Annotated in this window: 11 protein-coding genes; 1 reads left to right on the top strand and 10 read right to left on the bottom strand. The window is 41.2% G+C overall.

The genetic code is table 11. The features are described from left to right. Positions 1-10 precede the first annotated feature (10 nt). The 3 genes from PESP_RS06820 to PESP_RS06810 all read right to left on the bottom strand — a co-directional run bounded on the left by PESP_RS06820 (position 11) and on the right by PESP_RS06810 (position 4,576). A complete protein-coding gene (locus PESP_RS06820) occupies positions 11-1,003 on the bottom strand; it encodes an alkaline phosphatase D family protein (RefSeq protein WP_245852157.1) in 993 nt (330 codons plus the stop codon). Positions 1,004-1,063: 60 nt separating this feature from the next. Continuing rightward, a complete protein-coding gene (locus tag PESP_RS06815; RefSeq protein WP_089347343.1) occupies positions 1,064-3,337 on the bottom strand; it encodes a TonB-dependent receptor domain-containing protein in 2,274 nt (757 codons plus the stop codon). A 195-nt stretch (positions 3,338-3,532) separates the two neighbouring features. Further along, complete coding sequence (locus PESP_RS06810) at positions 3,533-4,576, bottom strand: alkene reductase (protein WP_089347342.1); 1,044 nt, start codon at positions 4,574-4,576, stop codon at positions 3,533-3,535. A gap of 220 nt (positions 4,577-4,796) precedes the next feature. On the opposite strand from PESP_RS06810, the gene PESP_RS06805 reads away from it, so the two are divergent. Next, a complete protein-coding gene (locus tag PESP_RS06805) occupies positions 4,797-5,189 on the top strand; it encodes a DUF2750 domain-containing protein (RefSeq protein ID WP_089347341.1) in 393 nt (130 codons plus the stop codon). A 66-nt stretch (positions 5,190-5,255) separates the two neighbouring features. On the opposite strand, the gene PESP_RS06800 is transcribed toward PESP_RS06805, so the two are convergent. From PESP_RS06800 to PESP_RS06770, 7 genes are all read right to left on the bottom strand, one after another. Beyond that, positions 5,256-6,125: an alpha/beta fold hydrolase gene (locus PESP_RS06800; protein ID WP_089347340.1), complete on the bottom strand. Its 870-nt coding sequence runs from the start codon at positions 6,123-6,125 to the stop codon at positions 5,256-5,258. 137 nt (positions 6,126-6,262) lie between these two features. Next, positions 6,263-7,126: a universal stress protein gene (locus tag PESP_RS06795; protein ID WP_089347339.1), complete on the bottom strand. Its 864-nt coding sequence runs from the start codon at positions 7,124-7,126 to the stop codon at positions 6,263-6,265. 78 nt (positions 7,127-7,204) lie between these two features. Further along, complete coding sequence (locus tag PESP_RS06790) at positions 7,205-9,193, bottom strand: tripartite tricarboxylate transporter permease (protein ID WP_089347338.1); 1,989 nt, start codon at positions 9,191-9,193, stop codon at positions 7,205-7,207. A 73-nt stretch (positions 9,194-9,266) separates the two neighbouring features. Next, positions 9,267-10,379: a Bug family tripartite tricarboxylate transporter substrate binding protein gene (locus PESP_RS06785; protein ID WP_089347337.1), complete on the bottom strand. Its 1,113-nt coding sequence runs from the start codon at positions 10,377-10,379 to the stop codon at positions 9,267-9,269. Between the two features lie 331 nt (positions 10,380-10,710). Beyond that, on the bottom strand, positions 10,711-11,814 hold the full coding sequence (locus PESP_RS06780) for a 4-oxalomesaconate tautomerase (RefSeq protein ID WP_089347336.1): 1,104 nt from the start codon (positions 11,812-11,814) through the stop codon (positions 10,711-10,713). A 42-nt stretch (positions 11,815-11,856) separates the two neighbouring features. Next, the gene (locus PESP_RS06775; protein WP_089347335.1) at positions 11,857-12,039 is read right to left on the bottom strand and encodes a hypothetical protein; all 183 of its coding nucleotides are present in this window, start codon (positions 12,037-12,039) and stop codon (positions 11,857-11,859) included. 392 nt (positions 12,040-12,431) lie between these two features. Further along, entirely contained in the window at positions 12,432-13,757 is a 1,326-nt protein-coding gene (locus tag PESP_RS06770; RefSeq protein ID WP_089347334.1) for an OprD family outer membrane porin, read from the bottom strand. Positions 13,758-14,018 lie beyond the last annotated feature (261 nt).

Raw genomic sequence — 14,018 nt, 5'->3', positions numbered from 1 at the left:
ATAAGGCCGTTTATTTATAAGGGCTAATGCTTGATAAGCTAAATGCGCTTTGCATTATTACCTTTCCATCAATCCCTTTAAGTTTAAGTGATATGGCGGGGTCGGCTTGTTGCCAATCTATGCTTAAATCGCCGTAATTCACATTGTGGGTATAATCGCCAACGCGGTGTTTATTTGGGCTTACGTCTTTCCATTTTTCAGTTAAGCCTGAGCTGGTCATTTCTATTAATGGGTAATCAAGATTTTGCTGATACTTTGATATTTCACCCCAGTGCGTATCGCCACTGATGATAACAACGCCATTTACTTTATGCTTTTTAATTAACGAAAATAAACGGTTGCGATCATCCGGAAAGTTAGCCCACGACTCCCACCCTGTAAAATCGGGTAGTAACTGTAAGCTTGAGGCAATTAGCTTTATAGCCGCTGGCTTTTTAAGTTCTTGCTCTAGCCATTGCCACTGCGCCTCGCCAAGCATAGAGGCACCTTTAACTTCAGTTGGGCTATATGGGCCTTGGTTATTAAGTTTGCGCTTTGTGTAATATTCAAGCTCGCTTACAGGGTTAAGTGCATCACGGTTCCAGCGTAAGTCAGGCATAATAACGTGCACCGTTTGCTTGCCTTCTCCATACATGTAAGAGGTGTAAATACCATCAGCGCGTGTTCGGCGCTCAGAATTAGCGGGCTCATCCCAAAAATCGAGCATAATTTGGCGCGATTGCTCTTTATGTGGGTAGTCTTTACCAATATCGTTTTGGCCAAAATCGTGATCGTCCCACATCGCAATGATGGGCGTTTGCTCTTTCAGCGCTTTAAAACCAGGCTTTGCACCTAATTTTTGGTATTTATTGGCAAGCACTGCCATGTCGTTGGTATCGCCGTATATGTTGTCACCTAAAAATATAAATAAATCGCCCTGCTCTTTATTAATGGTATTAAATATTGGAATGTCTTTATCTTGATGCCCGCACGAGCCAAATAAAATTTTAGACGGTGCAGCCATACTGTTAGTGCTAAATACAAAACTTAAGGCAACTGCAGTGCATAAAATAGGTTTATTGGTTTAAAACGTTGCAGTTAACGTAACCGCTGCTGTACGTGGCGCACCAATATAATAAGTGCTGCCATTGCCCGTACCGCCCGCTAAGTAGCTTTTATCAGTGATGTTATAAACCACAAAAGCAATATCCACAGCTTTAAATGGGCCTGCATTTACATCAGCTGAGTAACCAGCATTTAAATCAACCACAGTGTAACCATCAACATCTCCTCGCTCACCTGTGTATTTAGCCGATAGCCCAAAACGAAAATCGCCGCTGTAATAGTCTGTAGAGAGCACAAACAAGTCATCAACTGAGTCTATTACTTTTTCACCTGCTTCAAAGCCGGGTGCATCGCCTTTATATTCTGAATCATTATTTGTGTACGAGCTGTATACGCTCCACTGCTCGTTAAGCATATAACTTGCCGCAAGCTCTAAACCTTTTGATTCGATACCGCCTACATTTAAGTAAGAGCCATTTGTTCCTATGGTGTAATCAATACCGCCGGTATCGCTACCTGGTGCTATAAAGGTTATGCGGTTATCAAATTCTATTGAGTACGCTGTTGCCGTGAGTTTTAGCGCGTCGTTTTGATAGCGTACACCTAGGTCAATGTTTTCAGCGGTTTCTGGCTCAATCGCTGATAAATCAGAGCTATCGCGCTCAAGTACACCGTCTTTTATGGCTGCAAAATTTTCACTGTAACTGGCAAATAACTCGGTTGAATTATTTAATTGATACAAAATACCGCCACTAAATAACACATCAGAGTCACTATTAACTTTAGCTGTTGTGGCATTTTGGTAATGGTCGTACTTTTCAATATCAACAAGGTACTTTTTAACACCTAAGTTAAGCGTAAAATCGCCAAGCGCCATTGAATCTTGCGCGTACCATTTTAGCGTGTCGGTTTCAAACGTGTTTTTATACTGCGTCCAGTATGGTGTGCTATCAAAATGGTGGTAAATGCTGGCATTAATGACTTTGTGCCAATCGCGTGATTCATCACGGTCGCTTTGCTCATACCAAAAGCCGGCTTCTATATCGTGCATGCCAAAGGTAGCTTGGTAGTTAGCTGTTACACCTAGGCGGTCTTTTTTGTAATGTGTATGGCGGTACGACATAACAGGCGTTGCGGTATCATCGTAACACGCAGGGTTTAAACCAGGGCCCGACTCCCACGGCCAACTTAAGCTTGCCGTACAGCCTTCATTTGGCGCAAGTGCATTGCCATCGCTATCTACAAAACCATACGAGAGCGCGTTAGTGCCGCCCTCAGTGGTTGGGTCACCGTTTTCATCTACTGGGGTCGTTAAATAAGGTGGGATCCAATCGCCTCGGCCCGAGTTATTATGATAATAAGGGCTCACTGTAATAAGCGATGTTGGCGAAAGTGCATATTCAAACTTTAAATACGCTAAGGTATTTTCTCGAAGTGTACCCCAGCCCTCGGCAAACATTTGGTCGTAATGTGGTACGCCTGTCCAGTTCCACGTTAGCTGATCCCACTCTGGTGTTTGTTCAAATTGCTCAAGGCTTACACTGTTATAGTTAGTCTCGCTTACATCATCGTAAGATAAACGCCCTGTAATGGTTAAATCTGTAAGCGTTGTTACAAATTTAAGCTCCGCGTGTTGGTTGTCTTTACCCCCATTACTGCCCGAGCCAATCCAACGGCTGGTATCAGTTTGCGAGTAACTTACATACGCTTGTGTATTGTCAAAAATAGTGCCGGTTTCGTGCTTAACGTAATAACGGGTTGCATCGTGGCTGCCTGAGGTATAAGCAAATGTAGTGCTTTTATCAAGGCTTGGCGCTTTACTTACAAAGTTAAATGTACCGCCTAGCGCTTCAAGCGAGGCCGATTTAATATCAGAAGTGCCTTGCCCTACTTCTACAGTGGCTAGGTTTTCGGTATCTAGGTAACGGTTAGCTTTAGCACCCCCGCCGTAGTTTGAGCCACCATTAGGAATACCATCAACGGTCATCCCTAATTGCTGCTGGTTTGAGTCAATACTAAAACCGCGCATAGTAATGGTTGTAGACCAATCATCGCCACCAAATGCATCGCCTTCGTTTATGCTAATGCCAGGTAAGTTATCAATTACCGATAACACACTCGAAACCGTTGTTTGTTGATCAAGCATTGCAGGCTCAATCACATTATTTGCGTAACTGGTTGGTTTGGCAGTAACGGTAATTTCTTCTATTTCGTTGTCGTTAGCATAAGCGGTTGATGATACAGCCATAGCAATTGCCAGACTCAAAACTGATTTATTTGTTAAAGCGTACATTGTTGTCCCGTTTGGTTTTAATTATCAAAAGTAATTATGAAAGCGGGCACAGTATGGTTTTGAAATATGACAACAAAAATGAAGTTTATTGACAGAGGTGTTAAAAAATTGTGGGAGTTTTATGGCTTAATTATGTCGTGGAGATGTCAGCCTAAGACTTAAATCCTAGGCTGTATTATTTAAAACTAGACTATTTTAAATCAGTTTAGCGAGCATTTCGTCGTTATAAGCAACAAGCTCTTCATTGTTTGCAACTTTGCTAATGTAGTCTGGGTTAGCAATAAGCGGGCGGCCAATGGCGATTAAATCAAACTTAGCATCGTTAATTGCCTCTTTTGCAGTTTCAAAACTGTAACTACCTACGCCAACTAACGTACCTTTATAGCCAGCTCTTAAAAATTCAGACGTTGTTTTGCCTTCTAAAGAGTCAAAACGCGTACTGTCGTCAAATATACCGCCGTGTAAATACGCTAGGTCTCTTTTTTCAAGCTCTGGTAATAGGTAGTCAAATACGGCCTTATCGCGGCTATCTTCGCTCATATTAAAATAAGCGCCTGGAGTTAACCTTAATGCGGTACGCTCATTACCCACTTCAGCTATTACAGCATCCGTTACTTCTAGAGCAAAACGCGACATATTCTCAGGTGTTTGACCATATTCATCTTCACGTACGTTAGCTTCATAATGTAAAAATTGGTCAATTAAGTAACCATTTGCGCCGTGAATTTCTACGCCATCAAAACCGGCTTCCATTGCGTTTTCGGCCGCTTTAGCAAAATCTGCAACCAGCGATTTTATATCGTCAGTTGTTGCAGCTTTTGGCGTAATGTAAGTAAGCTCACGCATACGTGGTACAGAGCCTTCTACACCAATTGCCGATGGCGCCAATACATCGCCATCAAAAAAGTGAGGATGCGCAACACGGCCAACATGCCAAAGTTGTGCAAACATTTTTCCGCCATTGGCATGCACTGCGTCAGTTACTTTCTTCCAACCTTGAATTTGCTCACTGGTAAATAACCCCGGTGTATTTGGGTAACCTTGCGCATCTGGGCGAATAATAGTGGCTTCGCTAATAATTAAACCTGTTTGTGCGCGGCGTGCATAATATTCAACCATATCTTGGGTAGGCACTAAATTATCATCGGCCATACAACGTGTTAAAGGCGCCATAAGTACACGGTTTTGAAGTTCAAGTGTGTCGTTTAGTTTAAACGGTGAAAGTAAATCAGTAGTCATTCTTTTCAATCCTTCTTTAAAGTATGTGTATGAGATGAGGTCGTTTTAAATACATTCAAGAGTGATTTTGAATGATCGCTCAAATTTATGAGAGCTTATACTGTTTAATCTTAAAATTAGATCTGCACAGATAAAATTAAATAATAACTTTTCAACACACTGTCATATAACTCGATATACTGGTAACAGTAAAACTACAGCAATTAAGAGTGAGCCAATTATGACAACTGCAAATGCAACCGAAGAACAAACTGTAATTTTAGGGCTAGGGGCAAAAAAACGACTCGCTTTTATGTTTGAAACCGTACAGCAATATAAGCAAGTGTGGATTTTAAACGACGACGATGGCTGCGTAATGCTAGCTAACGAAGATGACGACTGTGTACCAGTATGGCCAACCCGCGATTTTGCACAAGCTTGGGCCACAGGTGAATGGGAAGGCTGTACACCAAAAGCAATCCCTACTAAAGATTGGTTTAGCCGCTGGACACCCGGCCTTGAAGAGGACGATTTACTAATTGCGGTGTTCCCTACCGAAGATGACGACGGTACCGTGCTTTTTCCTGATGAATTTGAAAGCCAATTAAAAGTACCTAAAAAAAGAAAGTATTAAAAGAACGTATTTAATTACGCTTAATTAAAGTTTAAAACGCGGCTTACTTCACTTAAGCCGCGTTTTTTATAACTGGTTTCTAAAATTTAAATAAGCCACAGTTATAGCCTTAGCATCTTCTATTTGCGGGTAGTGCCCAAGTTCAACAAACCCTTGTACGCGCGCATTTGGTACTTTCTTTTTATAATGCTCAAGCATGTGTTTACCTGAGATTGGGTCTTGCTCACCTGCAATAAACGTAACTGGTATATCGCTATTAATAATGGCCCCAACCCAGCGTTGCTCGTTTTGTTTTCGCTGTGTAATATATTTAATTAGCTTGGGCATAACACGTAAACCATTGTTATATATTAACAGTGCCCAAAGCGTATCAATTACCAAAGGGGCTGGTGGCGTGTGTTTACCAAAAATAGTGGTTAAGTTTTTAGCAAACTTTTGTTTGCTCATTAGCTTAGGGACTATCCAACCAAGTTTTGAAAGTAGCAGCTTTTGTATAAATAAGGGTTTATGTACTTGTGGAAATAGCCCACCATTTAAAAAGCATACACTGTGTATGCGTATTTCACTTTTGGCAGCAACTTGTCTTGCTAATAGCTCTTGCGCCACGGTATCACCATAATCGTGGGCTAGTATGTTTACATCGGTAATATTTAAACGCTTTAAAAATTGCGTGTATAAATCAGCCTGCTCTGTAATTTTATAAGTCGCGTTTATTGGTTTATCCGAAAGCCCAAACCCCAGCATATCAAGTGTTACTAAAAAGTAGTGTTTAGTAAGTTCATCCCACATACCTTCCCAGTCCCAGCTAGCACTTGGAAATCCATGAATTAAAAGTAGCGCGGGGTTATTTGCATCCCCCGCTGTTTTAGTAAAAATTTGATTGGCATTTATATCAATAAACTGCCCGTTCGTTTGCCACTGCGAAAGCGTATACATAGGCCGCTACCCATTAATTTTTATTATTATAATGGTTAGTTTTATCACAGTGAGCTTTAGAGTCACTAAAAATAAAAAGCCGATATTGAACGTAAATATCGGCTTTTGGGTAAAATGTAGTTAATTAATTTAAAGCACTAACGCGCCATAAATATCGGTAGTGTGGTGTTTGCAAGCATGTAGTTAGTCATACCTCCAAAAATTTGTTCGTGAATACGCCTATGTGTAAACGCCCCCATAACGACTAAATCGGCATTATGCATTTGCGCTACCGACATAAACGCTTTAGCGGTTGATTGCCTGCCATTATTAAAAGTGACAAACTCACTTTTAATATCATGCTGGGCTAAATATTTAACCACCTCATGGCCGTTTGGCATTTTATCGGCACTGCTCGCGCTGGTGCAAATAACGACCTTTGTAGCCTGTTTTAAAAGCGGTAAACTGTAAGTGAGCGCACGGGATACTTCGGTACTGGCGTTCCAGCCAATCACGACTGTTTTTATATCAAAGTTAGTCATTTGCCTTGGCACAAGCAATATAGGTTTACCACTTCGCATAACCGAGGCTTCAAAGGTAGAAGTCGACTTACCACTTTTAGACTGCGGAATAATAATTAAATCGGCCACTTTGCCTTGCTCTGCAATTATTTCGCTACGTAGCCCTAAATTTATGTGCCACGCAGCACTTGGGTGGGTTAAATGCGTGGTGCTAGTGTCGGTGTATATTACTTTTTGCTCGGCGCATAAGTTAATAAATTCACTTTTTAAATTAGCCGACTCTGTACTTGCAAAACGCCCTGCTACTGAGTCTAACTCTTTTACTAATTTAGAGGGTAAACCAAGCTGCCCTGTTGGTAAAAAGCGCTTGGGATCTAAATGCGTGTGAAAAACATCAAGGTGAGCATTAAAGTACTTAGCAACAGCTAAGCCTCCTTTTAAACGCTCTGTAACATGCCCACTAGTAGAAAGCGGCATTAAAATAAGCTTAGGTGAAATCATAACGTTATCCTTCTTAAGCGAGCCTTTATGGTGCTGAGTTAAAAAACGTGTTGAGCATTAATCCCAACACGTCAACCTTTAAAGCGCTGTAAAGCTTGCCACTTCTTGCAAGTAGCCCGTGGGTAAGTCTAAAACCATAAAGTGCGATAGGGTCAGTAAAAATGCTAACGCGCAGGTGGTAAGCGTTAATGTTCTAACAATCGAAATACGTGCTTTTACCAGTAAAAAGATAATAAAAAACAGCGCTATCGAAATCACATAGCCAAGTAAAAAACACCCTGCGAGCAAACCACATAGCCAAAATACATAATGCCAAAGGCCGGTTACACTTGAGTCGTTTACATACCCTGCAGATACTTCGTTATCGTAATTTACTGCGTCATCTACTTTATTTAGCAAAAGCTTTATAAGCACAACGCCTGAGAGTATTAACATGAACGAGCACACCACTGCGGGGAATACGCCACCCAAAAATGAGCGTTGGAACGAGTCATACAAACCGTATGCAAACACCAAACAAACAAAGCCAGAAAACGCAATTTGTGGTTTTAGGTTAGTTGGTTTTACCTCGGCATTAGCCGTATTTTTATTGGCTTTTTCTTTTTTAACTGCCTTGATTGAGTGGCGCGCCGCAAAGAAAATAGAAAGCGCTGTTAAAGCACCAATAATAATAACGCCCGGTTTTAATAAAAACTCAATGCCATCAAACTGAATAGCTTGATAAAGGTAAGTTTCCATGCCGCTTGCTAGTACAAAACCAATTAAAAATGCAGGGCGAGGCCAGCCAAAACGTTTCATTAATACGCCTAAAATACCAATGCCTATAAGTGCAACTAAATCGCCTAAATCGCGTGTTGCCTGAAACGCTGCAAAAAAGATCACCATAACCATAAAAGGTGCCATTAGCGTGTAAGGAATAGTGGTTACTTTTGCAACCCATTTAGAGATAAGTAAACACGCGCCCGCGCCAATTACATTAGCTAGTGCAAGTGACCACACAATTGTGTAGGTAACATCAAGGTCGGTTGTGATCATCGCAGGGCCAGGCTCTAGGCCAATAAGCACCATGCCACCTAAAAATACAGCCATGCTGCCAGAGCCTGGAATACCAAATAGTAAGGTCGGAATTAAGCCACCGCCTTCTTTAGCATTATTAGAGGACTCAGGCGCAATAACACCGCGAATATCGCCTTTACCAAAATTTTCGGTGTCTTTAGAGGTTTGGACTGCATGACCATAAGAGATCCAATCGACTACACTGCCGCCAAGGCCCGGTAATGCGCCAACAACACAGCCAATGGCAGCACAACGTGTTGCTAACCATTTATTTTTAACAACATCTTTTACGCCTTCAAACCAACCACTACCTAGCTCAGAGGCTTCTGAAATAGAGCGGTTTTGACGCAGTAAATCAATAATTTCTGGTAATGCAAAAATACCTAAACCAACAACCACTAACGGAATACCATCCATTAAGTAACCGTTATCAAATACCATACGGTATTCACCTGTTGCAGGTGCACCGCCAAGAGAGCCTAAACATAACCCTAAACCACAGGCGCTTAAGCCTTTTACTAAGCTATTACCAGCAAGTACGCCTACCATGCTTAAACCTAGTAAAGTCAGCATAAATAATTCGGCCGAACCAAACGCTAAAATAACGGGGCGCGCAATAAGTACAAATAGCGTTAAAATAATTGCGCCAAAAAGGCCACCAAATAACGATGAGGCAAACGCCGCTGAAAGCGCGCGTGCTGCTTGGCCCTTTTTAGAAAGAGGAAAGCCATCAAGCACGGTTGCCTGAGAGCCACTTGAGCCAGGAATGCCCATTAATACCGAGGTGAATGTGTCAGAGGTGGGAATAACAGCGACTAAGCCAATAAGCATGGCAAGTGCTGAAATGGGGTCCATACCATATAAAAATGGCAGTAATAACGATAAACCCGCTATGCCGCCTAAACCCGGAAAAATACCAATCAGCAAGCCTAAAAAAACGCCGCCGCATAAATACATTAAGTGTGTTGGGGTAAGAATAGTTTGTAGCGCAATTAAAAATGCATCTAACATACTGCTCTCCTTAGGTTAAAAAAGTGGCTCACTAATGCGAGCCACTTTGTGTACAACAAATCAACAAGGCTTATTAAAAGCGCGCGTTGTAGTTTTCTGTCAGGTAATTTCTTACCCATTGCTTGTCAGTTTCAGAAATAGTGAGTGCTGAATTAAGTGTGTTTACCGCATCTTCGTGTACAAGTTGCGGGTATTGGCCAAGTACTAGCTCAGACTCTTCTTTAAAGTTGTCTTGATCAATTACGCGTTGAGCTGCACTGCGCCATGATGCAATAACGTCATCAGGTGTGCCTTTTGGTAAAAACAGGCCTTTTTGAGCTGCAAAGCCCGCTACAAAAAAGGTTTTCCATACGTTGTATTCCACGCCCGTTGGCTTTTTACCGTGGATCATTTCGTATACTTCGCCTACGTGTGGTAAGTCAGGAAATGTTGGGTCGCGAACAATTTTGCCCTCTTTATTAAGTACACCAAACGACATAAGTGGAACGGCTTTGCCTTCATCAACGAGTGGTTGTACTTTTTTTAAGTATGCAGAGGTAGTTTGAAAGTCGATATCAACCTCGCCACGTTCAAACGATAAACGGGCGCTGCCACGGCCTTTCATACCAAAAATAGCGTGTATGTCTAAATCAAGCATGTCGAAGGCCAATAAACCCACTAAGTCCATTGATGCTGCACGTTGGCTGCCAAATTTAAGTTTTTGACCTTGTAATTTTGCAAGCTCTGATGCGTTTTTAATACCAAGCTCTGGGCGTACATATACAACGGCACCGGTTGGCGTTGCCATAATGACATTCCAACGCTTTACGTCGTATCTAACGCGTGAGTCACCTAGTAAGTAAGGAATTTGCGTAGACGCTGAAGTACTAAATACATTTAAACCATTAGCCTTACCTCGGCGCTCAAACCGGTTAGCGCCTTTAGTTGAGCCACCACCTGGAATGTTTTTAACTACTACAACAGGTTTGCCATTTAAGTGCTGAGAAAAACGCGGGCCAAAAAAGCGCGCCCATGTATCAGAGCCGCCACCTTCTTTAAATGGTACAACCCACTCGACTCGTTCGTCAGCAAAGCTTACTTCTTCGTTGTTATTTGCATACGCTGAACTAATACCACTGGTTGCTGCTAAAACAACAAGCATTGCTTTTAATCGATTAGGTGCAAAAGTACTTAATTTAATCTTCATAATTTGACCTCTGTTATTCGCTACAATTATTTAAATAGGTCCTGATAACGTCACTGCCTCTATTACATAGATGAAAGTATTTCGTTAAAAGAAGTTAACAGCAGCTAGACTAATAGCCGAAACTGTCATCTACCTGTCATCGTTAATAAACTATTAATTAATTTTAAATAACTTTTAAGTTACTGTTTTTATTTTAATTTATATTTAATTATTTTTATTAAGGGTATAAAAAATGCGATAACAGACAATCTGTTATCGCATTTTAGGTTGGTTCACTAAGGCTCTATACCAATTAGCTTAATTAAATGAGGTATTTTGAGGTTGGTATAAGTTAAGCAATTTTACTTTCATCCCATACTTTTGCAGGTATGTGTACTTCGCCTTTAAATAACATTCTGGCAGTGCGCATTAACCCTGCAGATTTTATATCGAGTGTATTGTTCTCAAAGCTACCCTCTAGGAGTAAATCAATTTTACCGCTGGGGTGTTCAACCACAATACTTTGCTGATTTGAGGTTTGTGGGGTGATCAAATCGTACGCCACGCTACCTGGCAACATGCAGCTTACACTCACACAAATTGCACCGGTTACCGAATGGCTGGTATGGCAGTTTTGCGGCACAAAATAGCGCGAGGTAATTGTACCGCCAAATTGTGGAACCGACAGTAAACCGACTTTTGGAATCACTTTTCCGGTGGCATCCCCTAGGCCCATTTTTAATGAAGCCTGCAAACGAATGCTTTCAATTTTTTGTAGTAACTCGCTGTTTGCATCAAGCTCTTGTTTACTCTCAGAGCCTTTTACGCCAAGCGATTGCGCCGGTATTAATACCATAGGCATAGCGGCATCAACACAACTTACTTCAACACCATCAAAGGTGTCTCGGGCAGAGCCAGTAGGCAAAAGCTCGCCTGTTTTGGTGCCACACACATCAAAAAACTTCAGTAAAATAGGGGCACCAGATCCTGGCACGCCATCAATAGTGGCATCGCCTTCGTACTCTACAAAGCCGTTAGGCGTTTGTACTACAACCTCAATAAGCGTGTTTGTATTTACGTTTTTAACTCTTACTCTTGTTTCGCCATCATTTGCTGTTACTAAACCGTACTCAATAGCTAAAGGCGCAGCACCGGATAAAATATTACCGCACGAAGGTGTTATATCTACTTCATTTTGCTCAATTGAAACCTGCGCAAATAAGTAGTCAATGTCGGCATCAGGGTCGGTTGAGCGCGAAATAATAGCCGCCTTACTGGTAAGCGAATTACCACCGCCTACGCCATTTACTTGCAGCGGATCGCCTGAGCCCATTGCTGCCGTTAAAATTTCTTTGCGTTTTTCCCACTCTCTAGGTAAATCGTTGGCTAAAAAATAAGTCCCGCGAGACGTGCCGCCGCGCATAATGACACAAGGTATTTTTTTTTGAATAGTCATAATCATCCAGCTTTTAAATCAATTTAAATGAGCAGAAATGGGTTAGTTATTACTTAAAATAACCACGCACTCTTGCACTTGCTCTTGTTTGCTTTGCAAAGATTGAGGGGCAAAATTAGTCTTACTTGTAGTGCCTGTAGCCGCTGTCACTTGATTGCTATTAGCACGAAAGTGAACCGCTCTCGGGATCGGTTTTAACTGAGGTGTAGTGAGTGATGAATTCATAATTTCGCCCTATCAATGCAATAAAAAAACACGTAACGCCGTTATAAAAACGTTGCCCTTTTTTTAAGAATAAGGAGCCAAACTGTCACTAACCTGTCACGAATTAAAAATTGATTAAAAAAGTAACTAACCTGAATTCTGGTTAAGAGATTTAAAAACACTATAAATAATAACGGTATTTAAGCCTGTTTCTCTCTAGCTAGAAATTTTTGGTGAAAACAAGGCGAATTTACGCGTCAATAGCTGGTCTATTGCAAGGAAATTCAAAGCAGTTAGCGCTAAAAATAGCTGCTTGAGGTAGATTTATTATCCAGAACTCAGGTTAACTATTATAAAAACTAAAAAGCGCGCACCATTTGCATGGTGCGCGCTAAAACCTGTCGAAGGGTTATTTAAAACTTAATGGTGTAATCTACATAAACGCGGTGATCGGCTCTATCGCCTTTAGCGCCATCAACGCTTCCGGTTTCATCAGTGGTGTAATCTAAAAATAACCAGCGTAGGCTTAAGCCCTTAATTGCGGCTACTTTATAGCGTGTATCTATTGCCCAGTACTTTTCATCGGCTGTACCACCTGCTTTACCAAGGGCCGAATTTTCTGCATCACTACCGCTTGTGTAGTAAAACTTTGTGGTTAAACCCGGTGCTACCGCTTTTAAGTTAATACCTAAACGTGCCTGCCAGGTAGCTTCGTTTTGGTTTGTTAAATCGGCACCAATTAATGAGCGTGTAGGAAATGGGTTAGTACCGTGATCGCCACTAAAGTTATCTTCTACCCATGCATCGTTTACTTTGGTAAACGCTGCACCCAGTGTCCAAATATCTTTTTTCCAATTAGCATCTAAATAATATGCAAAACCATCATTTTCGCTTTTAGTAACGCCAGAAATCGCATCGAGTGCATCTTCGTCATCTAAGTCGCCACCTTCTGCGCCGGTTACAAATAAGTCACCATCGTCTTTTGAGGTAAACACGCCGCTTGAAAGTGTTAACTTGCTTTGCTCAAGTTTAATATCATAACTGGCTTTGAGGCCCATTTTGCTTAGGTAGTCGAGAGAGTTTAAATATTCAGCGTCAATTTTAAGTGCCTCTTTTTTGTAACTTGCACCTACACCCCAAATTACACTAATAGCGCCCTTATCTGATTGGTCGGTTGAAAAGTCTTCCCACTTATCATCGTGACGTCGGCTCCATTTATCGTATGCGAAGCCGTATACTTTGGTATTAGCAAATTTGTAATCACCAAATACACCTCTAAAGGTATTAGGAATAGCGCGGCTACCTGAGCTTTTTAAAAGCATGCTTTTGGTTTTTTGTCCGCCGACTTTTATATGCCCCTTATCGCCTAATTTAAAATCGATAAAGTATTGGCCAAATTTAGAAAAGCTATCGTCTACACCGCCTTTTTCATCCCCTGCGGGTAAAATATTATTTTGCGCGCTGCCGGTTGAGTTGTAATTGAGCACGGTATAGTTAGACACGCCAAAGCTAATTAAGTCATTAAAATAGCCCGACTGGTAATTTAGCTCTATACCTTGTGCAAAGGTTGAGTCGTCACTGGCGTCGTTGTCGTAATCTCGGTCAAAGTAAATAGACCTAAGCTTAATGTTTAAATTGTCTTGTTCGGTAAGTCCATCAAAAGATGCATACGAAGGAAGTGAAACACAAGTTAACATTGCGCCTGTTACTGCAAATATTTTAGAGAACCGTTGAGCCATAGTTATCTCCGCTACCTTGTTTAATTAAATTTATAGTTGTGTGTAGTGCGTATCAGCGTATTCATGTTGCAATCTACAGGGTAAACCTGTCACAAACCTGTCACAAGATAATTACATTTGAGGCAATTGTATTTTTTAACGTGTAAGTTAAAACTATAGCTTACATTGCTCTTAAATAAGGTATTTTCGTGTTGTAAACTTTGCAGTAATTGTTTAGTGTCTTGCGTAATTTAAAGTTATACTTTTTGAAACGTTGCCTGT

The sequence above is a fragment of the Pseudoalteromonas espejiana DSM 9414 genome, from assembly GCF_002221525.1.
GTDB classification, from domain to species: domain Bacteria; phylum Pseudomonadota; class Gammaproteobacteria; order Enterobacterales; family Alteromonadaceae; genus Pseudoalteromonas; species Pseudoalteromonas espejiana.
This window is presented reverse-complemented; position numbering and strand designations above follow the sequence as displayed.